The 25,317-nt window shown below is 69.1% G+C and carries 21 protein-coding genes; 8 read left to right on the top strand and 13 right to left on the bottom strand.

Annotated elements, in window-relative coordinates; genetic code table 11:
- Positions 1-185: 185 nt before the first annotated feature.
- Positions 186-1,043, bottom strand: a complete 858-nt coding sequence (locus tag EDC34_RS08325) for a hypothetical protein (RefSeq protein ID WP_114960329.1) — start codon at positions 1,041-1,043, stop codon at positions 186-188.
- A gap of 153 nt (positions 1,044-1,196) precedes the next feature.
- Between EDC34_RS08325 and EDC34_RS12465 the strand changes: the two genes are divergently transcribed.
- On the top strand, positions 1,197-1,331 hold the full coding sequence (locus tag EDC34_RS12465) for a hypothetical protein (RefSeq protein WP_275895187.1): 135 nt from the start codon (positions 1,197-1,199) through the stop codon (positions 1,329-1,331).
- On the opposite strand, the gene EDC34_RS08330 is transcribed toward EDC34_RS12465, so the two are convergent.
- Both EDC34_RS08330 and EDC34_RS08335 read right to left on the bottom strand, forming a co-directional pair.
- Entirely contained in the window at positions 1,319-1,945 is a 627-nt protein-coding gene (locus EDC34_RS08330; protein ID WP_114960330.1) for a TetR/AcrR family transcriptional regulator, read from the bottom strand. The two genes, EDC34_RS12465 and EDC34_RS08330, sit on opposite strands and share 13 nt — an antisense overlap.
- A gap of 19 nt (positions 1,946-1,964) precedes the next feature.
- Positions 1,965-2,222, bottom strand: a complete 258-nt coding sequence (locus EDC34_RS08335) for an acyl-CoA-binding protein (RefSeq protein WP_114960331.1) — start codon at positions 2,220-2,222, stop codon at positions 1,965-1,967.
- A 147-nt stretch (positions 2,223-2,369) separates the two neighbouring features.
- Between EDC34_RS08335 and EDC34_RS08340 the strand changes: the two genes are divergently transcribed.
- Positions 2,370-4,358, top strand: coding sequence for an SDR family oxidoreductase (locus tag EDC34_RS08340; protein WP_114960332.1), 1,989 nt, complete (start codon positions 2,370-2,372; stop codon positions 4,356-4,358).
- Positions 4,359-4,785: 427 nt separating this feature from the next.
- Here EDC34_RS08340 and EDC34_RS08345 read toward each other — a convergent pair whose 3' ends face one another.
- The 3 genes from EDC34_RS08345 to EDC34_RS08355 all read right to left on the bottom strand — a co-directional run bounded on the left by EDC34_RS08345 (position 4,786) and on the right by EDC34_RS08355 (position 7,924).
- Complete coding sequence (locus EDC34_RS08345) at positions 4,786-5,748, bottom strand: restriction endonuclease (protein ID WP_114960333.1); 963 nt, start codon at positions 5,746-5,748, stop codon at positions 4,786-4,788.
- Positions 5,749-5,924: 176 nt separating this feature from the next.
- On the bottom strand, positions 5,925-6,587 hold the full coding sequence (locus tag EDC34_RS08350) for a phasin family protein (RefSeq protein WP_114960334.1): 663 nt from the start codon (positions 6,585-6,587) through the stop codon (positions 5,925-5,927).
- A gap of 74 nt (positions 6,588-6,661) precedes the next feature.
- Complete coding sequence (locus EDC34_RS08355; protein WP_114960335.1) at positions 6,662-7,924, bottom strand: patatin-like phospholipase family protein; 1,263 nt, start codon at positions 7,922-7,924, stop codon at positions 6,662-6,664.
- 97 nt (positions 7,925-8,021) lie between these two features.
- On the opposite strand from EDC34_RS08355, the gene EDC34_RS08360 reads away from it, so the two are divergent.
- Complete coding sequence (locus EDC34_RS08360; protein ID WP_114960336.1) at positions 8,022-8,744, top strand: DUF8198 family protein; 723 nt, start codon at positions 8,022-8,024, stop codon at positions 8,742-8,744.
- Positions 8,745-8,787: 43 nt separating this feature from the next.
- Here EDC34_RS08360 and EDC34_RS08365 read toward each other — a convergent pair whose 3' ends face one another.
- A complete protein-coding gene (locus tag EDC34_RS08365; protein ID WP_114960337.1) occupies positions 8,788-9,564 on the bottom strand; it encodes an FHA domain-containing protein in 777 nt (258 codons plus the stop codon).
- Positions 9,565-9,685: 121 nt separating this feature from the next.
- On the opposite strand from EDC34_RS08365, the gene EDC34_RS08370 reads away from it, so the two are divergent.
- The 5 genes from EDC34_RS08370 (at position 9,686) to aroA (ending at position 14,793) form a co-directional block, all read left to right on the top strand.
- A complete protein-coding gene (locus EDC34_RS08370; protein WP_114960338.1) occupies positions 9,686-9,958 on the top strand; it encodes a polyhydroxyalkanoic acid system family protein in 273 nt (90 codons plus the stop codon).
- A gap of 168 nt (positions 9,959-10,126) precedes the next feature.
- Complete coding sequence (gene serC / locus EDC34_RS08375) at positions 10,127-11,212, top strand: 3-phosphoserine/phosphohydroxythreonine transaminase (RefSeq protein ID WP_114960339.1); 1,086 nt, start codon at positions 10,127-10,129, stop codon at positions 11,210-11,212.
- Entirely contained in the window at positions 11,205-12,374 is a 1,170-nt protein-coding gene (pheA, locus tag EDC34_RS08380; RefSeq protein WP_114960340.1) for a prephenate dehydratase, read from the top strand. Before serC ends, pheA begins: the two co-directional genes overlap by 8 nt.
- A complete protein-coding gene (hisC, locus tag EDC34_RS08385) occupies positions 12,371-13,483 on the top strand; it encodes a histidinol-phosphate transaminase (protein ID WP_114960341.1) in 1,113 nt (370 codons plus the stop codon). Before pheA ends, hisC begins: the two co-directional genes overlap by 4 nt.
- A gap of 5 nt (positions 13,484-13,488) precedes the next feature.
- A complete protein-coding gene (aroA, locus tag EDC34_RS08390; RefSeq protein ID WP_114960446.1) occupies positions 13,489-14,793 on the top strand; it encodes a 3-phosphoshikimate 1-carboxyvinyltransferase in 1,305 nt (434 codons plus the stop codon).
- A gap of 24 nt (positions 14,794-14,817) precedes the next feature.
- On the opposite strand, the gene EDC34_RS08395 is transcribed toward aroA, so the two are convergent.
- The 6 genes from EDC34_RS08395 to EDC34_RS08420 all read right to left on the bottom strand — a co-directional run bounded on the left by EDC34_RS08395 (position 14,818) and on the right by EDC34_RS08420 (position 25,296).
- Complete coding sequence (locus tag EDC34_RS08395; RefSeq protein ID WP_114960342.1) at positions 14,818-16,206, bottom strand: FAD-dependent oxidoreductase; 1,389 nt, start codon at positions 16,204-16,206, stop codon at positions 14,818-14,820.
- A gap of 135 nt (positions 16,207-16,341) precedes the next feature.
- On the bottom strand, positions 16,342-17,610 hold the full coding sequence (gene kynU / locus EDC34_RS08400; RefSeq protein WP_114960343.1) for a kynureninase: 1,269 nt from the start codon (positions 17,608-17,610) through the stop codon (positions 16,342-16,344).
- A gap of 24 nt (positions 17,611-17,634) precedes the next feature.
- A complete protein-coding gene (locus EDC34_RS08405; protein ID WP_114960344.1) occupies positions 17,635-18,645 on the bottom strand; it encodes an amidohydrolase family protein in 1,011 nt (336 codons plus the stop codon).
- Between the two features lie 5 nt (positions 18,646-18,650).
- Entirely contained in the window at positions 18,651-21,851 is a 3,201-nt protein-coding gene (locus EDC34_RS08410; protein ID WP_114960345.1) for a DEAD/DEAH box helicase family protein, read from the bottom strand.
- Complete coding sequence (locus tag EDC34_RS08415; RefSeq protein ID WP_205388065.1) at positions 21,848-24,892, bottom strand: site-specific DNA-methyltransferase; 3,045 nt, start codon at positions 24,890-24,892, stop codon at positions 21,848-21,850. Before EDC34_RS08415 ends, EDC34_RS08410 begins: the two co-directional genes overlap by 4 nt.
- Positions 24,889-25,296, bottom strand: coding sequence for a hypothetical protein (locus EDC34_RS08420; protein ID WP_240311097.1), 408 nt, complete (start codon positions 25,294-25,296; stop codon positions 24,889-24,891). The genes EDC34_RS08415 and EDC34_RS08420 overlap by 4 nt, the downstream gene beginning before the upstream one ends.
- Positions 25,297-25,317 lie beyond the last annotated feature (21 nt).

Below are 25,317 nucleotides of genomic sequence, written 5' to 3' on the forward strand. Positions count from 1 at the left end.
GAGTAGCGGATTTTCCCGTACGTCCTGCGGCCTAGGGTTCCATTCGCCGTGTGGCTCGGTTCCCGTTCGTGATGAGGCCTATGTTCCCGTTCGTGGTGAGCCTGTCGAACCATGAACGGGAACAGCGATCAGCCTGATCCTGCCGCGGCGCCCTTCGACACGCTCAGGGCGAACGGGGCCGCCGCTTATTCCAGCTGGTCGGCTGCCCAGGCGGCATCCAGGGCTTCCATCGCGTCCAGCGGCTTGCACCGGGTGGCTTTCTCGTACGCCGCGGCGGCGGCGTCCTCGTTGCGGCGTTCGTCCAGCAACAGCAGCACGTTGCCGTGCTCGACGTGCGCGATCGGCGAGGCCGGGGTCAGCTTCAGCGCGGTGGCGATGTGCTTTTCGGCCTCGGCGGCCTTGGCGCCGTAGGTGAGGCCGGCCAGCATCGCGCCGATCTTGTTCACGATCTCGGCGTGGTACACCGCCATCGCGGTATGCGCCTCGGCATGCTTGGGGGCCAGCTCCAGCGCGGTGTCCAGCGCCGTGCGCACCTTGCCGGCGATGCCCATCTTCAGCGCCTTGGCGATCGACAGCCCCTGGCTGTAGCGGCCGAGGGCGAACGCCAGCCGGTAGTGGCTGTTGGCTTCCTCCGGCAGGGCCTGCACCGCCGCCTCGGCCAGCGCGGCGGCGCGCTCGAAGCGCTTGAGCTTCTCGTCGTCATCGTCCACCAGGTAGGTGGCATGGATGCCGATGGCCTTCACGGCCACCGAGGCGCCCACCGGCCCCAGCGCCTCGCCGGCGCTGAACGCGACCTGGAAATCGCCGTGATGGAACGCGCGCCAGGCGTCTTGCAATGCGGCTGCCAGCGCCTCGGCATCCAGCTTCGGCGCCGCCTTGCCGGCCGCTTTCAGCAGTGCTGCGGCGCGTTTTGCATCGGGATAGGGTTCGCAGTCTCCGGCATGTAGCTTGGGCCAGGCCTTCTTCAACGCTTCGCCCGCATACGCGAACGGCTTGGCATCGTGCGGGAAGGGAGCCCAGGCGGCGGATTTCTTGCTGGCCATGCGGAAGGTCCTGTCGGGAAGCGCGAGGGCCAGCATCCTGCGCGCGGCGGCCGCTGACAAGAGGGGCACGCGGACGGTGGTAGTGGGGGGTAGTGTGTTTGCTCCAGCCACCGGCCGCACCCTGCGGCCATCGCGCCCGGGAGGAGGCCCGCCATGCCCGCATCTCGCAAGCCCGCCCCGCGCCGGCTGCCGCCGCTGCGGTTCGTGCCGACCGCCCGCCACTGGTGGCTGGCCGCTTTGGGGCTGCTGGCGCGGGTGCGGCGCCCGCCGCGCGATCAGTCGAGGTAGGCGCGGGTCAGGGTGTTGAGGTGGACGCGCTCGGCGTCGCGCAGGAACGGGGAGATCAGCATCATCACCTGCACGATGCCGTCGCGGATCGAGGTCTGCTCGTCGCGGTCGCCGCGGGCGGCGGCGTAGTTCATCCAGAAGGTGGCCACCACCAGCACGTTGGTGGCCGCGGCGTCCAGCTCGTCGGCCGAGGCGCGCATCACCCCGGCCTGCACCAGCCCGCGCATCACCGCGTGCGCCTGTTCGTCGGCGCGCTTGAGGATGCGCGCAAAGCGCAGGCGCAGGCGCCGGTTGCGGCTGAGGATGTCCACCAGGTCGCGGTACAGGAAGCGGTAGTCCCAGATGCACTCGAACACCAGGTGCAGCTGCAGCCAGACATCCTCCAGCCCCGGCAGGCGGCCCTGCGGCGCTGACAGCGCCGCGTCCATGCGCGCCTCGTAGCCGGCGAACAGCTGCTCGATGATGTCGTCCTTGTTGCGGAAGTGGTAGTACAGGTTGCCGGGGCTGATCTCCAGCTCGTCGGCGATGTGGTTGGTGGTGACGTTCGGCTCGCCCTGCGCGTTGAACATGGCGAGCGAGGCATCGAGGATGCGCTGGCGGGTCTGGCGGGCCATCTTGGGCGGCGGGCGCGGGTCAGGCGGTGAGCTTCTTCACCAGGTCGATGTACTTCTGCATCGCCTCTTCCTGCGGTGTGCCCTTGAGCTTGGCCCAGGCCTCGTACTTGGCGGTGCCCACGAAGTCGAAGAACCCCGGCTTGGGGCCGCTGACGTCGCCTTCCGCGCCCTGCTTGTAGAGCGCGTACAGCCGCAGCAGGGTGTCGTTGTCGGGGCGCTCGGACAGGGTCTTGATGTCCTGCGCGGCTTGCTCGAACAGGGCTTTGAGGTCGGCCATGGTGGTTCCCCGTGCTGTGGAAGCGGCATATCAGCATGCACCCGGTGGTCGGTCAATACGCGGGGGAATTGTCGAGCGCGCGCGGCTCTGGCAACGTAGGCCGGAGGCGGCGCACCATCGCGCCGATGGCATCCTGGGGAGCGCGCAATGGCTTATTTCGTCACCGGCGGCACCGGCTTCATCGGCCGTTTCCTGATCGACAACCTGCTCAAGCGCAAGGGCAGCATCCACGTGCTGGTGCGCAAGGATTCGCTGAAGAAGTTCGAGGCGCTGGCCAAGCAGCGCGGCTGGGACCGCAAGCGCGTGCTGCCGGTGACCGGCGAGATGACCGAGGCGCGCTGCGGGCTGTCCGCCGCCCAGCTGCGCGCGCTGTCCGGCAAGGTCAGGCATTTCTTCCACCTGGCCGCGATCTACGACATGGCCGCCAGCGCCGAGAGCATGCGCGCGGCCAACGTCGAGGGCACCCGCAATGCGCTGGAGCTGGCGGCGGCGCTGGATGCCGGCTGCTTCCACCACGTCAGCTCGATCGCCGCGGCCGGGCTGTACCCGGGCGTGTTCCGCGAGGACATGTTCGAGGAGGCCGAAGGGCTGGACGATCCTTACCTTCGCACCAAGCACGAGTCCGAGGGGCTGGTGCGCGCGGAGAAGCGGATCAAGTGGCGCATCTACCGCCCGGGCATGGTGGTGGGCCACTCGCAAACCGGCGAGATCGACAAGATCGACGGCCCGTACTACTTCTTCACCTTCCTCAAGAAGCTGCGCCAGGCGCTGCCGCCGTGGATGCCGATGCTGGGCATCGAGGGCGGCCGGGTGAACATCGTGCCGGTGGATTTCGTGGCCGATGCGATCGACCACATCGCCCACAAGCCGCGGCTGGACGGGCATTGCTTCCACCTCACCGACCCGGAGCCGCTGCGGGTGGGCGAAGTGCTGAATGTGTTCGCGCGTGCCGGCCATGCGCCGGAGATGAGCATGCGCATCGACGCGCGCATGTTCGCGTTCGTGCCCGGCAGCGTGCGCATGGCGGTCGGCGGCCTGCCGCCGGTGCGGCGCTTCATGACCATGCTGCTGCGCGACTTCCGCATCCCCAAGGAGGTGCTGAAGTTCATCACCTATCCCACCCGCTTTGACAACCGCGAGGCCGAGCGCGCGCTCAAGGGCAGCGGCATCGCGGTGCCGCGGCTGGAGGACTACGCCTGGCGGCTGTGGGATTACTGGGAGCGCCACCTCGACCCCGACCTGTTCATCGACCGCAGCCTGAAGGGCAAGGTCAAGGGCAAGGTGGTGGTGATCACCGGCGGTTCCTCGGGGATCGGGCTGGCCACCGCGGAGAAGGTGGCGGCGGCGGGCGCGACCACCGTCATCGTGGCGCGCGGCGAGGAGGAGCTGTTCAAGGCGCGTGACGCGATGAAGGCCGCCGGCGGCAAGGTGTTCGCCTATACCGCCGATCTCTCCGACATGGCCGACTGCGACCGACTGGTGGCGACCGTGCTCGAGGAGCACGGCCACGTGGACATCCTCATCAACAACGCCGGCCGTTCGATCCGGCGTTCGATCGAGCTCAGCTACGACCGCTTCCACGACTTCGAGCGCACGATGCAGCTGAACTACTTCGGCAGCCTGCGCCTGATCATGGGCTTCCTGCCGTCGATGACCCAGCGCCGCAAGGGCCACATCATCAACATCAGCTCGATCGGCGTGCTGGCGAATTCGCCGCGGTTCTCCGCCTATGTCGCCAGCAAGGCCGCGCTGGACGCGTTCAGCCGCTGCGCGCAGGGCGAGCTGTCGGGCAAGGGCATCAGCTTCACCACCATCAACATGCCGCTGGTGAAGACGCCGATGATCGCGCCGACCAAGGTGTACGAGAGCGTGCCGACCCTGACCCCGGACGAGGCCGCCGACCTGGTGGTGAAGGGCATCATCGAGAAACCCAGCCGGATCGCGACCCGCCTGGGGATCTTCGCGGCGGTGGTCAACGCGCTGGCGCCGAAGGCCTACGAGGCGGTGATGAGCACCGCGTTCGAGCTGTTCCCGGATTCGGCCGCGGCCAAGGGGGACAAGAAGGCGCTGCGCGACGAGGCGCCCAGCCAGGAGCAGATCGCGTTCGCCGCGCTGATGCGCGGGGTGCACTGGTAAGGCGCAGCCGGGGAGCAGGCGCCCGGCCGTTCCCGCTCATGGTTCGACAGGCTCACCACGAACGGGAATGCGGGCTCGCCACGAACGGGAACGCGCGCTCGCCCGAACGGGAATGCGGGTTCCGTATGCACGGAAGCACGCGCTCCGTACGAGCGAGAAACCGCATTTCGTACGAATGGAAACTCGAGTTCCGTTCGCCCTGAGCTTGTCGAAGGGCGCTGCGGAATGATCGGGCTGGTCGCTGTTCCCGTTCATGGTTCGACAGGCTCACCACGAACGGGAGCGCGCGCTCGCCACGAACGGGAATGCGGGTTCACCACGAACGGGAATGCGGGCTGGCACGAACGGGAGCGTGGGCTCAGGACGCGGGGGCAAGGCACGGTGAGCGCAAGCTCGCGGGCTTACGGCCCGCGGGGCCGGGTCGGGATCAGTAGGTGCGGCACTGCTTGAAGCGCACCGGCTTCTTGCTGCCGGCCGGCGGCTGCAGCTGCACGCGCGAGGCGGCCAGTTCCGGGTAGCGCTCCAGCAGCGGGCACAGCTCGCTCACCGGGTCGGCATCCTCGCTGTTGAGGTACACCAGCAGGGTGGACTGGGTGGACCACAGCGCGCGATCCACGCCGAACAGGGTGGAGATGGCGTTGGCGGTCTCGCGCCGGCGCTGCTCGAGCTGGGCCGGGTCGGTGGGGATCGCCTCCATCGCCATCGGCGCCTGCGCAGCGGCCTTGGCCTTGGCGATGACCGGCGGAGGCGGCGGCATGTCATCGTCGCCGCTGTTGGCCGGCAGCAGGGACTGCGCGAGCCCCCACGCCAGCACGCCGATCACCGCCGCGCCGCCCCAGGCCAGCAGCGGGCCGCGCGCCTGCGCGCCGGCCGTAGGTTTGGCCGGCTGCGGCTCTTCCGGACGCGCCACGTAGGGGCGCACCTCCGGCCACAGGGTTTCGCCGTCGATCAGTTCGATGTTCTGCTGCAGCGCCAGGCGTTTGGCTTCCTCGTCGAAGCGGCCCGGGGTGACCACGATCACCCGCGCGGCGCCGCGCAGGGTCGCCGACTTGGACAGCCCCAGCAGGGCCGAGGCGCCCACCAGCGAGGCGGTGCCGTACTTGCTGGAGAGCAGGGCGCGCTCGCCGTCGCGCTCGAGCAGGATGTCGTTGCCGTTGGTGGGGATGCCGTCGGCCGGCATGCCGTCCTCGATCACCGGGTCGAAGCCGCGCGCATGCATCGCCTGCAGCACGAGCTTGGCGAACTCGCGCCAGTGCAGCTTGGCCAGCTGGTCGGCGCCGCGTGGCTGCGGCTGGCTGGCCTGGCGCACGGCGCTGTTGCGCTGCAGCCAGTAGCCCAGTCCGAAGCCGGAGAGGACGAAGACGATCAGGGCGATGACGATGGCGATCATGCGAGGGCGGGCAGGTTCGGGGGATGCGAGGGGCGTCACTATACGTCAGGGACGCGAAACGGGGCCGCAGGCAGGCCATCCTCGCGCGCTTCCCGGAAACGGGGCTTCCGGAAAAACGCATCCCGGAAAACGCGACGCCCCCGCGGGGCGGGGGCGTCTGGCAGTGCGCGAGGGGCTTACTGGGCCTGTTCGGCAGGAGTGGCCGCAGCGGCCGGCTGACTGGCCTTGGCCGCCTTGGACGCGCGCTTGGCCGGCGCCTTGCGCGCTGCGGCGCCTGCGGCCTTCGCGGGCTTGCGCGCCGGCTTCGCGGCCTTGGCAGGCTTGCCGGCGGCCTTCTTCGCCGGGGCGGATTTGGCCGGTGCGCCGCCGCCGCTGGCCTTGCGCACGGCCTCGGTCAGGCGCTCCACCCGCTCGCTCAGCGCGTGCAGGTCGTCGCGGCCAGGCACGCCCAGCTTCACCAATGCGCGCTGCACCCGTTCCTCGAACACCTTCTCCAGCTTGTCCCAAGTGTCGGCGGCGCGCTCGCGGGCCTGCCCGACCTGGCCTTCCACCGCATCGCGCACCGCGCTGGCGCGGCTGCCGGCGAACTGGCGCGCGGTCTGTTCCAGCGACAGCCCGTCGCGGACCAGGGTTTCGAACAGCTTGCCGCCCTCGGCCTGTGCGCGGGTGAAGGCGCCCATCCCGGCCAGCCAGATCTGCTGCGCGGATTCGGTGAGGCTCTTGGGGTTGAACGCGACGTGCAGCTTGCCGGCGGCGCCGGCCTTGCCCTTGCTGCCGCCGGCCGGCTTGCTGCTCGGCTTGCGGGTGGTCTTGGCGGCGGTCTTCTTCAGCTTGGCCATGGTGGAGCCTCCCTGCGTCGATGGACGCGTGCGGTGTGGATTCCAGCGCAGGATCGACACGGGGTCTAGAGCATTCACACCATGCGCCGGCGCAGGTCGTGCTCGAGGTCGTCCAGCGTGCGCGCCAGGCGCGCGGTGGTGGCGGTGGCGCGGCGCGCGTGCGGTAGGTGCGCGACGATCGAGCGCGGGCGGTCGGCGATCACGTCCTCGCGCAGGCGGATGCCATGCCGGGCCAGCAGCGGTTCCAGTTGCGCGCGGCGGCGGCGCAGGTCGGCCAGGGTGTTGCGGTAGGCCAGCTGCGAGATGCGGCGTCGCGCCGAGAAACTGAAGATGTTGGTGTAGAACAGCTCGCGGTCGCCGGCGTTCGGTTCGAACACCAGCTGGTCGATCCCCGGGTACTGTTGCGGATAGCGCGCCAGCCCGACCTGCATCCGCGATTGCAGCATGGTGCGCAGGGTCTGCGAGAGCACGCCCGGCAGCCCGCCCTGGGCGATCCGGCGGTCGCTGAAGCGGTGGGCCTCGGCCTGCGCCCCGGCATCGGTGGCGGGGTTGAACGGCACCAGCGGGTTGATCCCCAGCATCAGGTCGATCCCGCGGTCCAGCACCATCGAGGCATGCATGGTGCGGCGCAGGGCGCCGTCCACCACGTGGCGCACGCGGCCGCGGCGGTCGCGCAGTTCCACCGGCGGGTACAGCCCCGGCAGGGCGGCGCTGGCCTGCACCGCGCGCGAGATCGGCACGTCGTCCCAGCCGGCGGCGCCGAAGCGCACGGTCTCGCCGCTGTCCAGGTCCACCCCGATCACGTATAGCGGGCGCCCGAGCGTGCGGAAATCGTTGCTGCGGCCGTGGCGGGTGAAGACCTCGCGCAGGAAGCGTTCCACCGCGTCGTTGTCGAACAGCCCGGTCGGCACCAGGCTGCCGGCGCGGGTCAGCAGGTCGGACCAGCGCGAATCGGTGCGCCCGGACCAGGCGTCGCGCAGCAGGCGCGCGGTGAGCCGCGGCAGCGCGGCGGCGCGCGCCAGGTATTCGCCCAGCGCCGGGCGCAGGAAGGTTTCCGGGCGGAAGCGCACGTCCGGGTCGTCGCCGGTGATGAAGATCCGGCACAGGGTGGCGGTGTCCATGCCATTGGCCAGGCCGGCGGCGAAGAACGCGCCCGAGCTGACCCCGACGTAGCTGTCGAGGCGGGTCAGGTCGAGGCCGTCGCAGGCCTCGTCCAGCGCGCGCAGCGCGCCCAGTTCGTACATCGCGCCGACCGGGCCGCCGCCGGCGATCGCCAGCCCGATGCGGGGCGGCTGGTGGGCGGGGCGCGGAGCATGGGCGGCGTGCAGGGACAGCATTCGGGGGCAATCGAGGGCGGAAACCGGGCAGGGGCGAGTGTATACCCTTGCGTATGGGCTGTTGCGCCGGGCGCGCGCACGGCCCGACACTGGTGGCATGCCGTCTTCCCGTTCCGACCTGCAGGCGCGGCTGCAACGGCGCCTGCAGCTGCACCAGCGCCTGTACGACCCCGCCTGTGAGCCGCGCAACCTGCTGCCCTGGCTGCCGCGCCTGCAGCGCTGGCAGGCGCAGCGGCTGGAACAGAGCTTCGCAGCCTTCCTGCGCGATCCGGCGCAGCGCCCGGCCGCGCGCTTCTTCCTCACCGACGTGTACGGCGACCGCGATTTCCGCCAGCGCGATGCCGACGTCGCGCGGGTGCTGCCGATGATGCAGCGGCTGCTGCCCGAGCCCTTGCTGCAGACGCTGGCGGATGCGATCGCGCTGGCGGCGATCAGCCATGCCTTCGACCTGCGCATGGCGCAGGCGCTACAGACCTTGGTGCCGCCTGGGCGCGGGCTGGATGCGGACCTGTACGCGCAGGCCTATCGCCGGGTCGGGCATCCGCGCCTGCGCGCGCGCCAGATCGCGCTGATCGTGGAGGTCGGCGGCGGCCTGGCCGCGGCGCTGCGGATGCCGGGCGTGGGCCGCCTGCTGCGGCTGTCGCGGTTGCCGGCGCGCGCGGCCGGGCTGGGCGAGCTGCAATCGTTCCTCGAGCGTGGCTTCGAGGCGTTCGCCGCGCTAGGCGATGCGCAGGCCTTCCTGGACCGCATCCGGCAATCTGAAATCCGGGTGATGCAGCGCCTGTTCGCGGGCGACCCGACGCCGTTCGAGCCGGCCTGACGGATCGCGCCGGTGCGCGTTCGGGGGGCGATGCGTGGCGGCTTCAGCGCGCCCCGAACACCAGCAGCGTCCATAGGGTGGCGGCCAGCAGCAGGGCCGCGACCAGTAGCCACGGCACGCGCTGGCTCCAGTGCGGAAGCGGAACAGGCGCTGCCTCCGCGGATGGCTCCGGCAACGGGCAGGCTACTGCGGGCGCCGACGGCGGTGGGCCTTCCAGCACGAAGCGGTGGCGGCCGCCGAACACCAGCTGGTCGCCCGCCTGCAGCACCGCCTGGCGTACCGGCAGCCCGTTCACCAGCACTTCGGCCGCGGTCTGGTGCAGCAGGGGCTGGCCGTCCACCAGTTCCAGCACGGCATGCTCGGGGGCGATGCCGTGGCCGTCGATGCGCAGGTCGGCGCGCGCGCTGCTGCCGATCCGGCGCGGCTTTTCCAGGCTCAGGCTGCGGCCGTGGTGTTCGCCGCCGACCCCACGCAGCACCATCCGCAGCGAGCCTTCCTCTGGCCGCGCCGGGGGCGCTGGCAGCGGCGGTTCCTCGCGCAAGCCGATAAGCAGCAGTTCCTGGCCATCGACGTGGATGCTGTCGCCGGCGCGCAGCATGGCCAGCTGCTGCACCGGGCGGCCGTTGACGTGGATGCCGCGCGTGCCCGGCGCCACCGTCATCCAGATGCCGCGGCGGTCATGGCAGAGCTGCAGCAGCCACGGGCCATCGCTGGCCACCGGGGCCAGCCCGGCGCCCTGGCGCGCGAGCGCGTGCACGCCGGTGTCCAGCGGCAGGTCGGGGCGGGAGTCGTCGCAGAAGCGCAGGCGCAAGGCAGTCATCGCCGCGCAATCTAGCATGCAGGTGCGCGATTGCCGCCTTCGCGCGCGCCTTGCGCGGGCGGTTGTCGCGGCCCGCGGGCTGCCGGCAGAATGCGACACCACCCATGTCTGCAGAGCCGCCATGTCCCGCATCGATATCCGCCATGCCCACGCGCTGTCCAAGGCCCAGGCCCGCAAGGCGGTGGAGGAGGTGGCGCGCAAGCTGCAGGAGCGCTTCGAGGTGGACTGCGCCTGGCAGGGCGATGCCTTGCATTTCTCGCGCTCCGGGGTGGATGGGCAGATCGAGGTGCAGGACAAGGCGCTGCACGTGCACGCCAAGCTGGGCTTCCTCGCGGCGATGTTCAAGGAGCCGATCGAGGCCGAGATCCGGCGCGTGCTGAAGGAGAAGTTCTAAGGCGCACGCGGCCCGCGGGCGGCTGGCGCCTGCAACGCGCCGGGACCCGCGCGCCAGTTCTGGCGTGATGCCCGCGCGGCATGCGCGGTTTCCACCGCAACTGTCGGCGCAAGCGTGTTGCGCTGCGGCATACTGCTGCGCCATCCCTTATCCGCGGAGCCTGCCTCAATGTCGCGCGCCTACAACTTCAGTCCCGGCCCGGCGATGCTGCCCGAGCCGGTGTTGCGGCAGGCGCAGGCCACGCTGCTGGAGTACGCCGATGCCGGCGCCTCGATCCTCGAGATCAGCCACCGCGGCCCCGAGTTCCTCGCGGTCGCGCGCCAGGCCGAGGCCGACCTGCGCACGCTGCTGGCGATCCCGGACGACTACGCGGTGCTGTTCACCGCGGGCGGGGCGACCACGGTGCAGGCGCTGCTGCCGCTGAACTTCGCCGCGCCGGGGCAGCCCTGCGATTACGTCATCAGCGGCCACTGGGGCAAGACCGCGCTGAAGCAGGCCGCGCCCTGTGTGGATGCGCGCATCGCCGCCAGCAGCGAGGACGGCGGGTTCCGCGACCTGCCGCCGCGCGCGCAGTGGCGGCTCTCGCCGGAGGCGGCCTACGTCCACGTCACCGCCAACGAGACCATCCACGGCGTGGAGTGGCGCGCCATCCCGGAGGCGGGTGAGGTGCCGCTGGTCGCGGATTTCAGTTCCTCGATCGCCTCCGAACCGCTGGACGTGACCAGGTTCGGGGTGATCTACGCCGGGGCGCAGAAGAACCTCGGGCCGGTGGGCATCACCGTGGTGATCGTCCGCCGCGACCTGCTGGAGCGCGCCGGGCAGGCGCGTGCGCCGATCCTCGACTACCGCGCGCAGCTGGCGGCCGAATCGATGCTCAACACCCCGCCCAGCTGGAACTGGTACGTGCTGGGCCTGACCGTGCGCTGGATGCTGGACGAAGGCGGCGTGGCCGAGTTCGCGCGCCGCAACGCGCGCAAGGCGGCGCTGCTGTATGCCGCCATTGACGGCTCCGGCGGCTTCTACCGCAACGAGGTGGCGCCGGCCGCGCGCTCGCGCATGAACGTGCCGTTCTTCCTGCACGATCCGGCGCTGGATGCGCTGTTCCTGGCGGAGGCGAAACAGGCCGGGCTGATCGGCCTGAAGGGGCATCGCGTGCTCGGCGGGATGCGCGCCTCGCTGTACAACGCGATGCCCGAGGCCGGCGTGCAGGCGCTGGTCGAGTTCATGCGGGAGTTCCAGGTTCGCCATGGCTGAGAAGAAGACCCCCCGGCGGCCCGCGCCGCTCAAGGCCGCGACGAAGCCGCGCAAACCGGCGCGCGCCAAGGCCGATGCCCCGGCCGGGCTCGACCTTGCGCAGGTGCGGGCGCAGATCGACGGCATCGACCAGCAGATCCAGGCGCTGATCGCCGAGCGCGCGCGCTGGGCGCGCCAGGTCGGCAAGGCCAAGGGCAAGCTCGCCGCGGCGGTGGATTACTACCGCCCCGAGCGCGAGGCGCAGGTGCTGCGCCGGGTGGTGGACCGCAACCACGGCCCGCTGGCGGACGAGGTGCTGGTGCGGCTGTTCCGCGAGGTGATGTCGGCCTGCCTGGCCCAGCAGGAGCCGCTGAAGATCGGCTACCTCGGCCCGGAGGGCACCTTCAGCCAGCAGGCGGCGCTCAAGCATTTCGGCCATTCCGCGCACGGCCTGCCGCTGGGCAGCATCGAGGAGGTGTTCCAGGAAGTGGCCGCCGGGCACGCCGATTTCGGGGTGGTGCCGGTGGAGAACTCGGGGCAGGGCACCATCCAGGTGACGCTGGACATGTTCCTGACCTCGCCGCTGCGGATCTGCGGCGAGGTCGAGCTGCGGGTGCACCAGCACCTGCTTTCGCGCAGCGGCCGGATCGAGGACATCGAGCGTATCTACGCGCATCCGCAGGCCTTCGCGCAGGCCGCCGGCTGGCTGCGCACGCACCTGCCGCGGGCCGAGAAGATCCCGGTGTCCAGCAATGCCGAGGGCGCGCGCCGCGCGCGCCATGCCGATGATGCCGCGGCGATCGCCGGCGAGTCGGCCGGGCTGGCCTACGGGCTGAAGCGGGTGGCCGGGCCGATCGAGGACCGCAGCGACAACACCACCCGCTTCCTGGTGATCGGCCGCCAGCCGTTCCCGCCCTCGGGCAACGACCGCACCTCGCTGCTAGTGTCGATCCGCGACCGCCCCGGCGCGCTGTACGGGGTGCTGGAGCCGCTGGCGCGGCGCGGCATCAGCATGAGCCGGATCGAGTCGCGCCCGGAGCACGGCGGCAAGTGGCAGTACGCGTTCTTCATCGACGTGGCCGGCCACTGCGACGAGGCCCCGCTGAAGGACGCGCTGGACGAGATCGCCGCGCAGGGCGATGCGCTGCGGGTGCTGGGCTCCTATCCGGTGGCGATCGCATGATGGATTTCGAGGCGCTGGCGCAGCCGGGCATCCGCGGCCTGCGCGCCTATGATCCCGGCCACGACCTGGTGGCGCTGCGGCGTGCGGCCGCCGCGCCACTGCTGGAACTGGGCTCGAACGAAAACCCCTACGGGCCCAGCCCGCGCGCGCGCCTGGCGGCGATCGACGCGCTGGCTGCCGCCCATGTCTATCCCGATCCGCTGGGCGGCGACCTCAAGCGCGCGCTGGCGCGGCATCACGGCGTCGAGGCCGCGCAGGTGCTGCTGGGCAACGGCTCGCATGAAGTGCTGATGCAGCTGGCGCAGGTGTTCGCCGGCGCGGGCGACGAGGTGGTGGCCGCGCAGTACGGCTTCGCGGTGTATGCGCTGGCGGCGCAGGCGGCTGGCGCGACGCTGCGGCTGGCCCCGGCACTGCCGCGCGACCATGCGATGCCGCGCGGGCATGATCTCGACGCGCTGCGCGCGGCGATCACGCCGCGCACCCGGCTGGTGTACCTGGCCAATCCGAACAACCCCACCGGCACCTGGTATTCCGGCGCGGCGTTCGAGGCCTTCCTGGCCGCCGTGCCGGCCGACGTGCTGGTGGTGGTGGACGAGGCCTATGCCGAGTACGTGGATGCGCCGGACTGGGCCTCGGCCGTGCCGCTGCTGGCGCGGCATCCGAACCTGGTGGTCACCCGCACCTTCAGCAAGGCCTTCGCGCTGGCGGGGCTGCGGGTGGGCTACGCGCTGGCCCACCCGGGGCTGCTGGCGGTGATGGAGCGCGTGCGCGAGAGCTTCAACGTCAACACGCCGGCACTGGCCGCGGCGGAAGCGGCGCTGGACGACACGGGGCATCTGCAGGCATCGGTAGCGGCCAACCGCGCCCAACGGGAGGCGCTGGCCGCCGCGCTGCGCGCGCGCGGGGTGGCGGTGGCGCCGTCGCAGACCAATTTCCTGCTGGCGGAGTTCGGCGAGGCCACGGCCCGCATCGAGGCGGGGCTGCGCGCGCGCGGCGTGATCCTGCGGCCGATGGGTGGCTACGGCCTCGGTGACTGCCTGCGCATTACCGTGGGCACGGCGGACGACAATGCGCGGCTGCTGGCCGCGCTGGACGAGGTGATGGCGTGAGCGGCATGCACGAACCCCAGGCATGGACGGCGCGCGCGGGCAGCCCGCTGCGCGGGACGCTGGCGATCCCCGGCGACAAATCGGTGTCGCACCGGGCGGTGATGCTGGCTGCGCTGGCCGACGGCACCTCCACCATCGATGGCTTCCTGGAAGGCGAGGACACCCGCGCCACCGCGGCCATCTTCGCGCGCCTGGGCGTGCGCATCGAGACGCCCTCGCCGTCGCGCCGGGTCGTGCACGGGGTCGGCATCGACGGCCTCAAGGCGCCGGATGGGCCGCTGGACTGCGGCAACGCCGGCACCGGCATGCGCCTGCTGGCCGGGCTGCTGGCGGCGCAGCGCTTCGATTCTGTGCTGGTGGGCGATGCCTCGCTGTCGAAGCGGCCGATGCGCCGGGTCACCGTGCCGCTGGCGGCGATGGGCGCGCGCATCGACACGGAGGACGGCGGCACACCGCCGCTGCGCATCCACGGCGGGCACGCATTGGTCGGCATCGACCACACGCTGGAGGTCGCCAGCGCGCAGGTGAAGTCGGCGCTGCTGCTGGCGGGGCTGTATGCCCGCGGCGAGACCGTGGTGCGCGAGCCGCACCCGACCCGCGACTACACCGAACGCATGCTGGCCGCGTTCGGCGTGGACATCGCGTTTGCGCCCGGCATCGCGCGCCTGCGCGGCGGCCAGCGCCTGCGCGCGACCGACGTGGCGGTGCCGGCGGATTTCTCGTCGGCGGCGTTCTTCCTGGTGGCCGCCAGCATCGTACCCGGCTCCGAGCTGCGGCTGCGGCAGGTGGGTTTGAACCCACGCCGTACCGGCCTGCTGCAGGTGCTGCGGATGATGGGCGCGGACATCCGCGAGGAGCACCCTGCCACCCACGGCGGCGAGCCGGTCGCGGACCTGGTAGCGCGGCACGCGCCCTTGCGCGGCATCGAGGTGCCCGAGGCGCTGGTGCCGGACATGATCGACGAGTTCCCGGCGCTGTTCGTGGCCGCCGCCTGCGCCGACGGGCCCACCGTGGTGCGCGGCGCGGCCGAGCTGCGGGTGAAGGAATCCGACCGCCTGGCGGTGATGGCCGCCGGCCTGCGCGGGCTGGGGCTGCGGGTGGACGAAACCGCGGACGGCGCCACGATCCATCCCGGCACGTTGCAGGGCGGGGCGGTGGACAGCCACGGCGACCACCGCATCGCAATGGCCTTCGCGGTCGCCGCCCAGCGCGCGGCGGGCGCGGTGCGGATCGACGATGTGGCGAACGTCGCCACCTCGTTCCCCGGGTTCGATGTGCTGGCGCGGCAGGCGGGCTTCGGGCTGGCCTGAGCCGCCGCGCTCAGGCCGTCGTGTTCAGGCCGTCGCCTCCAGCGGCGGCAGCTCGCGCAGGATCCAGGCATCCAGTGCCGCGAAATCCACCTCGTCCAGGCGCTGGCAGCCGGCGGTGGCCTGCGCCAGCATGCGCCGCTGCAGCTCGCTGCGCTGCAGCGCCAGCGCGTACGGGATGCGCATGAAGCTGACCATCGCATAGTGCGGGATGAAGCGCCCGGGGTGGCGGTCCTGCAGCGCCAGTTCCAGTTCCCGCTGCAGCAGGTAGTCGGCGTCGTCCACCCGGTCGCGCATCTCGATGTAGTTCTCCAGCGCCATCTGCTGGATCGCCGCTGCGTTCGGCTTGCGCTCGGCCTCGAACGCGGAAAACGCCTCGCCCAGCGTCGGGGCGCGATCGAGGTGGTCGGCCAGCGCCACGCAGTCCTCGAACGCGCAGTTCATGCCCTGTCCGTGGAACGGCACCATCGCGTGCGCGGCATCGCCCAGCAGCACCGCGCGCCCGTCCAGGTGCCAGCGGTCCAGGTACAAAGTGGCGAGGTTGCCGACCGGGTTGGCCTCGTAGTCGCGGCGCAGGGCCGGGATCAGCGGCAGGGTGTCGGGGAACTGTTCTCCGAACAGCGCCAGCGCCTCGTCGCCGGTCTGCACCGTCTCGAAGCTGGGGTGCGCGCCGCGGTGCGGCATGAACAGCGTGACCGTGAAGGTGCGCTCGTCGTTGGGCAGGGCGATGCACATGTAGTGCCCGCGCGGCCAGATGTGCAGGGCGTTCGGTTCGATCCGGAAGCCGCCGTCGGCAGCCGGCGGGATTTCCAGTTCCTTGTAGCCATGGTCCAGCCATTCGGTGCGCTCGCCCAGCGGCTGCACCTTGGCCATCTGCGCGCGCAGCATCGAACCGGCCCCGTCGGCACCGATCAGGGCGTGGAACGGCCGCGCCAGCGCGTATCCGTGGCGGCGGAAGGTGGCCTGGCGGGTGTCGAAATCCACCTGTTCCAGCGCGTGGTCGAAGTGCAGGCGCGCGCCGTGCGATTCGGCGATGTTGAGCAGCACGATGTTCAGCTCGCCGCGATTGATCGACCAGATCACTTCGGAATCGTCGCGCCCGTAGCGCTGCAGGCCGGGCGCGCCGTCCAGCGGGTGCACGAAGCGCCCGCGCATCATCACCGCCTGCTGCAGCACCGCGCCGTCCGCGCCGGCCTGGCGCAGCGCGTGCAGCCCGCGTTCGGCCAGCGCCAGGTTGATCGAGCGGCCGCCGGCATAGCCTGTGATCCGCGGGTCGCCGCGGCGTTCGTACACGTCCACCGACCAGCCGCGCTGCGCCAGCAGGATGGCCAGCAGGGCGCCGGCCAGGCCACCGCCGACGATGGTCAAATGCGCGTCATTCCCGCGAAGGCGGGAATCCAGCTTTTCCGATGTCATGCGTGTCCCCGATTATCTTCGGCCACAAGTCCTTCCATGCTGGATTCAGGGATTCAATGAGCCGTTTTTCCGGGCGCGATTCCATGTTTCCAGGCAAGATCACAAGCTGGATGCCCGCCTTCGCGGGCATGACGATCAAGTTCGCCACTCCCGAACGGTGCGGGCGAACCGCAGCACGTCGCCGTAGGTGTTGTACAGCGGTACTGGCGCGATGCGGATCACGTCCGGCTCGCGCCAGTCGCCCAGCACGCCGCGCGCGGCGAGGAACTCGAACAGGGCGCGGCCGCGGTCGCGGCCGCCGCGAACCCGCAGCGAGAGCTGGCAGCCGCGTTGCGCGGGATCGCGCGGGGTCAGCACCTGCAGCACGTCGCCCAGGCCGGCGTCGATCAGTTGCTCCAGGTAGCCGGTAAGGCGTTCGGACTTGGCGCGCAGGGCAGGCATCGTGGCGCGGTCGAACAGCGCCAGCGAGGCGCGCAGCGGCGCCAGCGCGAGGATCGGCGGGTTCGACAGCTGCCAGCCATCGGCGCCGGGGGTCGGATGAAACTGCGGGCCCATGCGAAAGCGGCTGGCGGCATCGTGCCCCCACCAGCCGGCAAAGCGCGGGCGGTCGGTGCGCGCGTGGCGCTCGTGCACGAAGGCGCCGGCCACCGCGCCTGGGCCTGCGTTCATGTATTTGTAGTGGCACCAGACCGCGAAATCGGCACCGGCATCGTGCAGTTGCAGCGGCAGGTTGCCGACCGCGTGCGCGAGGTCGAAGCCCACGACCGCGCCGGCTGCATGGCCCAGCCGCACGATTTCCGCAAGGTCGAACGCCTGCCCGGTGCGGTACTGCACGCCCGGCCACAGCACCAGCGCCAGACGGTGTCCGTGGGTGGCGATGGCGCGCGCGATCGCCGCCATCGATATGGTGCCGTCCTCGGCGTCGGGTTCCACTTCGATCAGGTCGGTGGCCGGGTCGAAGCCGTGGAAACGCACCTGCGATTCCAGCGCGTAGCGGTCGGACGGGAAGCTGCCGGCCTCCAGCAGGATCGCCGGGCGCTCGCGGGTGGGGCGGTAGAAGCCCACCAGCAGCAGGTGCAGGTTCACGGTCAGCGAATTCATCGCCACCACTTCCTGCGGCTGCGCGCCGACCACCCGCGCCAGGCCGTCGCGCACCAGCGCGTGGTAGTCCATCCACTGCGCATCGCCGGTGAAGTGGCCTTCCACCGCTTCGCTCGCCCATTTCTCCAGCACCTGCTCGACGTGTGCGCGCGCGCCTTTGGGCTGCAGGCCCAGCGAATTGCCGACGAAATACGCCTGCGGCGCGCCGGCGTGCAGGGGCAGGTGGAACTCGTCGCGGAAGGTGCGCAGAGGGTCGGCCGCGTCGAGCGCGGCGGCGTGGGCGTCGGAAAACAGGTCGCTCATGGGCAGGCGGTTTCTTGGAAGAGGTCAGGCAAAGCGCGCGGCGGGCAATCCCAGCCATTCCAGCGCGGTGCCGTGGTACAGGCGGGCGCGTTCGGCCGCGTCCAGCGGCAGACGCTCGATGCCTGCGCCCGGCACCTGCTCGCCCAGCGGGAAGGGGTAGTCGGTGCCCAGCATGACGCGGTCGCTGCCGCAGGTCTCCAGCAGATAGCGCAGGGCGGCGTCGTCGGCCACCCAGGAATCGAAATACAGCCGCTTCAGGTACTCGCGCGGGTTGCGGAAGTTGTCGGTCGCCACCAGGTCCGGGCGCATGTGGAAGCCGTGCTCGATCCGCCCGATGGTGTAGGGGAAGCTGCCGCCGCCGTGGGCCAGCGCGATGCGCAGCTTCGGCAGGCGTTCCAGCACGCCGCCGAAGATCAGGCAACAGGCGGCGCGCGCCTGTTCGGCCGGCATGCCCACCAGCCACGGCAGCCAGTACTTGGGCATCGACTCGCTGCCCATCATGTCCCACGGATGCACCAGGATCGCCGCGCCCAGCTCGCTGGCGGCTTCGAAGAACTCGAACAGCTCCGGCGCGTCCAGGTTCCAGTCGCCCACGTGCGAGCCGATCTGCACGCCCTGCAGGCCCAGCTCGTCCATGCAGCGTTCCAGCTCGCGGATGGCCAGCTGCGGGCTCTGCAGCGGTACCGTGCCGAGCCCGGCATAGTGGCGCGGATAGGTGCGGCAGGCCTCGGCCATGTGGTCGTTGAGCGACTTGTGCAGTTCCAGCGCCTGGTGCGCCTTGGCCCAGTAGCTGAACATCACCGGCACCGTCGAGAGCACCTGCACCTGTACCCCGAAGCCGGCGTAGTCCTCGATCCGGATCTGCGGGTCCCAGGTCTTCGGCCAGATCTCGCGGAAGAACTTGCCGTCCTTATAGATCCGGTGGCGGCCGTCGTCGCCGTGATGGATCACCGGGAAGCGGTTGTCGCCGTATTTCGTGGCCAGATCCGGCCAGTCGCGCGGCAGGTAGTGGGCATGGGTGTCGATCTTGAGCATGGCGATCAAGTCAGCCGTGTTTTCATGGCGGACAATATCTGCTCGATGTAGTGCCCATCCGGTTGCTGGAGTAGCACGCTCTTCTCGGCCAGAGATGTTGCGTCGACATCGGGCTGGAGCATCTGAATATCGGAGAGTGGGGTGGGCGTCACCGTGAAGCCGAGCAGCGGCAGGTCGGGCGGCGACTGGGTGGGCAGCGTGGCCAGCAGCTCGATTTTTGCCTGCGGCCAAGCGCGGCCGAGCCCCTTGGGTTCGACGAAGCAGAGGACCTGCTTGCCATCACGCTTGAGCCACAGCAAGAAGTCTGGATAGAAGCCCGCGCCGGTGAAGAACCCGAACCCGGTGCGGGCTTGATTGCGCAGCAGGTAGATTTCGCAGTCTTGCCACAACGGCGTTTCGCGGTGCGAGGACCAGAACGCACGCAAATCGAATACAAATTGCGCCTCGCTTCCCACCAGTGCCGGCGGGTGCAGGCGCACACCTGATTCCGTCCCGCCAAATAGCGTGAGTTGCCTATTGGTCTCGGCGAATGGTTGATCGATGAAGAGGGGCGTGTACAGGTGCCGGTCGAAGTAAAGGCGGGGCAATGGCGCAGCACCTTCATCCGTGGACTCCGTTGCGGCGAGCTTGAGTAGCTCCTGCACCCGCGCGCTCACGTCACCAACACCCACGCTCTCGTCCAGCGTGGCCAGCAGTTTCGACGCTGATTCCGTAGTGAATACGCCGCCACGGCGCAAGGCTTCGATGCGGTCGCGCAATTCCTTGACCAAATCTTCCCGTGTCTCGGCTTCGATCCGGACCGCCAGCATCGAACGTCCGTCCACGTCGTGATGCGGGAAATTCGGATTGCCGGAAAGCTGGAGCGCCTCAGTCCTCATGCGGGAGGCAAAGAATTCGCGCCGTGCGCGGTTCAATGCGTTGTCCAGCGCGCGCGCCACGCACTCGGACGCCAATGCAGCCTTTCGGCGCCGTGTTGCGATGTCCAGCCCCGACAATTCGCCGGCCTGCGTCTGCACCCTGGACGCCTGAACCAGCGCTTCTGCAAGACTGGGCGAGACAACGATCCGTGCCGCGGGATTCCGCCGCCGCCATTCCAGCGCGGCGTCGTACAGGCCCGCCGCATCCAGCCAGTCGGTATCCGGCGCATATTCCTGCCGCGATGCCGTTCCGATGGCTGCGGAGGGACCCAGGCCCACCGTCAGCGTCATGCCGCCTGCAAGGGTGATGCGCGCGGCATCCCGCGCCGGGTCCGGCAATACAACGCCGTCGAATTCGGCATCGTCGCCCGCCAGCACCATCAGCCCCAGCGAATCCACCGGCGGAGCATGTTCCCGCACGGGCCAGAAGTGCACCGCGCGCGCCACCCCTTCGTGGCGCAGCGTTTCGACGAAGGTATGCAGGTAATCCGCGCGGACGCCGAAGACGTACAGGGTTTCCAGCAAACGCACCGCCTCGGGCGCGGCATCGCCCGCCCGCTTCAGTCCCATGCCCTTGCCGCGCAGGCGCACGCCGCGTCCGAACATTTGCACGATCTCGCTGCCTGCGCCCCTGCCCACGTTCATCAACGCCATCGCCGATACGCGCCACGACGACCAGCCCTCCACGAACATCTTCGCCCCGATCAGGAAACGGATGTTGTCGTCGCTCTCGATCCGTGCGAAAAGCGAACCCGAGAGTTTGTCCGGCTCGCCGACCTCAAGCTTCCCATCCTTGCGCACCTGTTCCACGAACTTGCGCGCCTCGCCCACGCGCACCACGGCGCAATAGCGGTCGTCGCTCGCGCCAGTGCAGCGCAGGCCGACTTCATTGTCCGAGACCAGATGCAGACGCAAACGGCCGCAGCCACCGAATAGTCGGGTTTGCGCATCTTCGGCCAGCCCGCGCGCATCAATGTCCTTCAGTGCGCCGAACTCCAGCGGGTCGCCTTCGATCCCGGCCTGCATGACCGCCACGTCCCGCCGCACCTTGTCGAATTGTGCGGCAAGCCAGCCCGTATCGCGCGCGGCATGGTCGAGGAATTCCAGGAGCGCGGCAGCGTCGGAATTTGCGGCGGTCACGCTCTTGCCAAGCGCAACCCATAGCGGCGAGGCGAGCCGGTAATCGGCCACCAGCGCCGGATGCTCGCCGCTTGCGCGCACCTGGCGATAGAAGCTCAGTAGGCCCGCGCTCAGGGTCAAGTCCCTGCCGTCGCGTGCCCTGGCGTTGAGGATGCGGAAATCCTTGCCGTAGCCATTGCCGTGAAAGCGCGCATAGCCGAAGTCGGCCACGACGCACTTGGCGTATTCGTCGTACAACTCCGTGCTGCCCGCCGCCATCTGCGCGAACGTGGCCGAGTACTCGAACACGAAACCGCGATTTTCAGGCGTGTTGCCCGCTGCCAGCGCTTCACGGATGGCGCGCCATTCGCGCTCGCCCTTGGTGTCCGCTGCCGAAGTACCGCCCTTGTGGCCTTCGTCCACCAGCAGCAGGTTCGGCCCCTCGAACTGCGAGGTGGGTAGGGACACGCCTTTCCTCGGGCGCCGCGATCCATCGCCGTCCACGTACAGCTTGGTGATTTCGATGACGCGCACGCCTTCGCCATCCAGCCCGGACAGCGCCAATTCGGCGCGATGCTGCGCGGATAGCGCTTCGTTTGGCGTCAGCAGCAAGATGTTGTCCGGCTCGAACAGGCGGTAATCAAGGAATTGCAGCAGGTTTAGATGCAGCAGCAGGGTCTTGCCGCTGCCGGTGGCCATGAAACAGGCGAGCTTGCGCAGGTCACTTGGTTGGTAGGGGGACAGGAACGGCGCATGCTCCTTGCGTTTTTCATCCAGTGCCCGCAACAGCGCGGCTTCGTCCGACTTCATTGCGTCCAGCGTCATTTCCACCAGCAGGGCGGCGAACCACTGGAAATAGGTGAGACGGAAATCCGCGCGCTGGCAGGCGATGCGTGCTTCGTGGCGACGGATGTTGGCGTCGTAAGCGCGCAGACTGGCATCCGGCAACGTGCGTCCGGCGAACGACAGCAAGGCATCCAGGAACCCGCCGCCGTCCGCCGCCGATTCGGACAGGCGGCGCAGCAAGTCGGCATAGCGGCCGCCCAGCAGGCCGGCCAGATGCTCCACCAGCACCAGGGACCGCGCGAAGGGGCGCTGCTTGTAGGCATTCACCGACACGCCATGCGCCAGCACGGCTGCGGCAGCGCGCGGGCGTCCGCGTGCACTCATGCGCCGCGCTCCTTCGGTGCGCGCTCCAGCATGCGGCGGATCACGTCCGGGTCCAGCGAGCGGCCATTGGGCGATGACAGCACCGCGTTGCGGTTGTACCAAACCACGGCGTAGTCGCCGGGAGCACGACCGAACTCGCGGTCGATGGTCTGGTCCAGCCACGCCATTTCGGCCTCGGCCTGCTTGCGCAGCGGCTCGCCGACCAGTGCATCGTCGCAGTCGCGCAGGAACAGCAGATGCAATTCACCGGGCCGGCCGTTGGGACGGGCCTCGGCGAACACGTAGCGCGGCGACACCTTGTCCTTGCGCGCCACCTCGCGCACGCGCACCGGATGCAGGCCCAGCAACAACAGGCAGGTGGCCAGCAAGTCCACCTTGGCTAGCGTGGGCGCGCCGTGCAGGGTCTGCGGGATGGTGCAGGCGAAGGGATGCGCCAGCTGCTCGTGGCGCAGGGTGATGCTCGGCTTGCCGGCCGTGGCTTCGTGGACGTAGCGCAGGGGCGCGTCGGCGAAGCTCAGCTGCCCCGCGTTGCGGGCGGCGGTTTCACCCGGCAGTTCCAGTGCGTCCAGCGAATCTTCGTAGCGTTCCAGCCGCAGCACGTTGACCAGCGCCGGGCTGCGCTGCGACCAGTGGTCCTCGTCGCCGGTCATGGCCACGCCGTCCTTCGGCTGGCCATCCTTCCACTCCGGGCAGGAGATGACCTTGGCCACGCGCGGCAGCAGCACGGTGTCGAAGTATTCGCCCTGTTCCACCAGCACGAATTTGCGGGTACCGCCGTCCTCGCGGTTGAGGTTGATCACGGCATGGGCGGTGGTGCCGGAGCCGGCGAAGTAGTCGAGGGTGTATCGAGTTTCGCCAAGCATAGCGACAATTTCCGCAATGACTGTTTCATCCTTTGGATAGCCGAAATCATCAAAGCCGATAAGCTGTCGCAGCCGTTTGGTAGCAGCGCGACCATCTTGATAGAAAACGCTGTACGGCGCCTGATATTCCCGGTCCTTGAGGTAGGCCTTGATGCAGGGAACGGAAGTCTCATCCGCTCCGAAGTGAACGCGACCATCCTTGATCCATTCCTGCATTTTTTCTGGGTCGCTGGTCATCCAGCCGCGGGCAGGCACCTTGACAGGTTTTTTCGTGACAGGATGCAGTACTTTATACGTGGGGCCACCGCCGCCAGGCCATGAGATGTCAGCAGGGAAATAAATTCCGTTCTGGTCGATATGAGAATAGTGCTTGTGCGCCTTAGAAGGATGACCATCCGGAAGACTGTTGTACCAAGCCTTGAGTCCCGCGCTCATGGCTGCATAGTCATCGCCATGCTCGCGCTTCAGTTTTTCATGCTGGGCATAGATTTCATCCAGCCCTTTCTTTTTTTGTTGCCATTCGTTCTTGGCTTCGGAAAGATGTGCGCGGTCCTTTGCATACGCAATTACGTATTCGTGTGATACGGAAATTAGACGGGAGTCGTTCTTTCTTCCGGCGGCCCAGATCATGTCGGCAACATGGTTTTCTTCGCCGAAGACGTCATTGAGAAGCTGACGGAGGGATGGTTGTTCCACCTCGTCAATGGAGGCGAACAAGGCGCCATCCTGTTTCAAAAGTGAAGACGATTGTTGTGCGCGCTCGATAAGCATGCTGTTCCAGCTTGAATGCTGCAAAGCATCTTTGTACGCAAATCCATCCTTCCCGGTGTTATACGGCGGATCGATGTAGATGCACTTGATCCGCTGCCGGTACGCATATTCTAGCGTCCGCAGTGCGGCGTAATTCTCTGAATGCACCAGCACGCCGCCGGTGGCCGCCTCGATATCGTCGAACAACGACAGCAAGCGCAGCTTGAAGCCCTCGTCGAAGTGCCGGGTGTGGATGCACAGGTGCGGAAATTCCTTCAGCAGCGCCAAGCCGTGCTTGCCCGCATTGGCCAGCGCACGGCCCTTCAGCGGCTCGCGGCCCAGCCAGCCCAGCCATTCATTCACCTGATCCGCATTGGCGCAGGCGTCCGCGATCAACGCCTGCGCAGCCTTGCCCTGCGGCAAGGCCGACACCCGCGCCAGCCAGTCGCTGGCCAGCACGAATTTGCGCTTCTCGAACAGTTGCGCCTGCACGTCCTCGATGGCGGCGAGGAACGCGATCAATGCGTTGCCGATGTCGCGCACGATGGCCAGCTTGCCGCGCTCGCGCGCCAGCGCGTCGCCATCGGCGCGGTCCCAGATTTCCAGGAATTCGTTCTTCAGGTACCAATCCAGCTCACCGGACAGGAATTCGCCCAGCTGCGGATGCACGAAGAAGTCGCTGGTCTGTCCTGCCACGTAGCGCGCCACGTGTTTCCTGAGCAGCGCCTTGTCCACACCTGCGGGAATCTTCGCCTTGCGCGGGCCGCCGCCGTCCAGCCAGGCATTGAGGATGCGTTCCTGCGTGGTGCGGCCTTCCGGCGCGTCTTCACCGTCGTCCTGATCGTCAGCCGCTTTGCGCTTCTCGAAACGCGTTGCCTCGTCGGCATCCAGTGGGCGGTAGGCCAGGCGGATCACCAGCGTGTCGTCGGTGGTGTCCACGGCGGCGGGCAGGTAATAGCGCTTCGCGCCCTTGACGTTGTCCTTCTCGATGTCGGCCTGCGCCACCTCGATGCGGATTGCCCGGGGGCCGTCCTTCCAGACGTAGCTGGCGAAGCGTTCGCCGCTCTTCACGTAGTGGCTACCCTTGGTGGCCCACCAGAAATGCACGTCCTGGCCGTTGTAGGGCACCGAATAGGCAGCATTGCGTCCGCGCCGAGGGCGGGTGACGAAATCGCCGTCGTCGTAGTAGCGAGAGAAGAACGTGTACAGGTGGTGGAACAGACGGCCCTGTTCGTCCTCGGTGGGCGCGCCGGGCAGGGTGGCCAGCGCGGCGTCGATGCGCGCGGGCAGCTCGCGGTCGAGGAAGTCCTCGATCTCGCGGCGGCGGAAATTGAGGATCCGGTAGATGCCGAAGTCGAGGGACGCCAGCTCCATCTGGAGGATGTCGTCCTTGAGCAGGGCAATGAATTTTTCACGGGCGGAGGTCATACGGGTTCCGTGGGCGTGTCGGGGCTCTGATCGCGCGAGAGCGCAAGCGGAAGCTGCGGAGCAGTGTCCAGCGTCTTGCGCACGATGGCGATCAGCTCGTCGTGGATGGAGGCGTAGGGATTGGCCTGATAGCGCTTTTGATTGCCGACCGGCTGCATCGTCACCAGCCCGCTTTCGGCCAGCCGTGCCAGCTCGCGCTGGGCGGCGCCAGAGCCGGCACCGGTGGCGGCGATGATCTCGCTGATAGAGAAATTACGAGCGGGGTAGCCGAACAGCAGACCCAGCACGCGCTGCTGGGTGGTCGTGAACAGGGCGTCTGCCGGACTTGCCGGTGTGTCGGCGATGCGGTGTTTCGGTCGGCTTCCCATGATGGGCACGTTAATGCCCAATTCGGGCAGGTGCAAGCGCAATCTGGGCGGGCGGCG

Source organism: Thermomonas haemolytica, assembly GCF_004346265.1.
GTDB lineage: Bacteria > Pseudomonadota > Gammaproteobacteria > Xanthomonadales > Xanthomonadaceae > Thermomonas > Thermomonas haemolytica.

Bases quoted from the DNA above. Each gene is read 5' to 3' on its own strand.
- EDC34_RS08325 (WP_114960329.1), bottom strand. From the start codon at position 1,043: ATGGCCAGCAAGAAATCCGCCGCCTGGGCTCCCTTCCCGCACGATGCC.
- EDC34_RS12465 (WP_275895187.1), top strand. From the start codon at position 1,197: ATGCCCGCATCTCGCAAGCCCGCCCCGCGCCGGCTGCCGCCGCTGCGG.
- EDC34_RS08330 (WP_114960330.1), bottom strand. From the start codon at position 1,945: ATGGCCCGCCAGACCCGCCAGCGCATCCTCGATGCCTCGCTCGCCATG.
- EDC34_RS08335 (WP_114960331.1), bottom strand. From the start codon at position 2,222: ATGGCCGACCTCAAAGCCCTGTTCGAGCAAGCCGCGCAGGACATCAAG.
- EDC34_RS08340 (WP_114960332.1), top strand. From the start codon at position 2,370: ATGGCTTATTTCGTCACCGGCGGCACCGGCTTCATCGGCCGTTTCCTG.
- EDC34_RS08345 (WP_114960333.1), bottom strand. From the start codon at position 5,748: ATGATCGCCATCGTCATCGCCCTGATCGTCTTCGTCCTCTCCGGCTTC.
- EDC34_RS08350 (WP_114960334.1), bottom strand. From the start codon at position 6,587: ATGGCCAAGCTGAAGAAGACCGCCGCCAAGACCACCCGCAAGCCGAGC.
- EDC34_RS08355 (WP_114960335.1), bottom strand. From the start codon at position 7,924: ATGCTGTCCCTGCACGCCGCCCATGCTCCGCGCCCCGCCCACCAGCCG.
- EDC34_RS08360 (WP_114960336.1), top strand. From the start codon at position 8,022: ATGCCGTCTTCCCGTTCCGACCTGCAGGCGCGGCTGCAACGGCGCCTG.
- EDC34_RS08365 (WP_114960337.1), bottom strand. From the start codon at position 9,564: ATGACTGCCTTGCGCCTGCGCTTCTGCGACGACTCCCGCCCCGACCTG.
- EDC34_RS08370 (WP_114960338.1), top strand. From the start codon at position 9,686: ATGTCCCGCATCGATATCCGCCATGCCCACGCGCTGTCCAAGGCCCAG.
- serC (WP_114960339.1), top strand. From the start codon at position 10,127: ATGTCGCGCGCCTACAACTTCAGTCCCGGCCCGGCGATGCTGCCCGAG.
- pheA (WP_114960340.1), top strand. From the start codon at position 11,205: ATGGCTGAGAAGAAGACCCCCCGGCGGCCCGCGCCGCTCAAGGCCGCG.
- hisC (WP_114960341.1), top strand. From the start codon at position 12,371: ATGATGGATTTCGAGGCGCTGGCGCAGCCGGGCATCCGCGGCCTGCGC.
- aroA (WP_114960446.1), top strand. From the start codon at position 13,489: ATGCACGAACCCCAGGCATGGACGGCGCGCGCGGGCAGCCCGCTGCGC.
- EDC34_RS08395 (WP_114960342.1), bottom strand. From the start codon at position 16,206: ATGACATCGGAAAAGCTGGATTCCCGCCTTCGCGGGAATGACGCGCAT.
- kynU (WP_114960343.1), bottom strand. From the start codon at position 17,610: ATGAGCGACCTGTTTTCCGACGCCCACGCCGCCGCGCTCGACGCGGCC.
- EDC34_RS08405 (WP_114960344.1), bottom strand. From the start codon at position 18,645: ATGCTCAAGATCGACACCCATGCCCACTACCTGCCGCGCGACTGGCCG.
- EDC34_RS08410 (WP_114960345.1), bottom strand. From the start codon at position 21,851: ATGAGTGCACGCGGACGCCCGCGCGCTGCCGCAGCCGTGCTGGCGCAT.
- EDC34_RS08415 (WP_205388065.1), bottom strand. From the start codon at position 24,892: ATGACCTCCGCCCGTGAAAAATTCATTGCCCTGCTCAAGGACGACATC.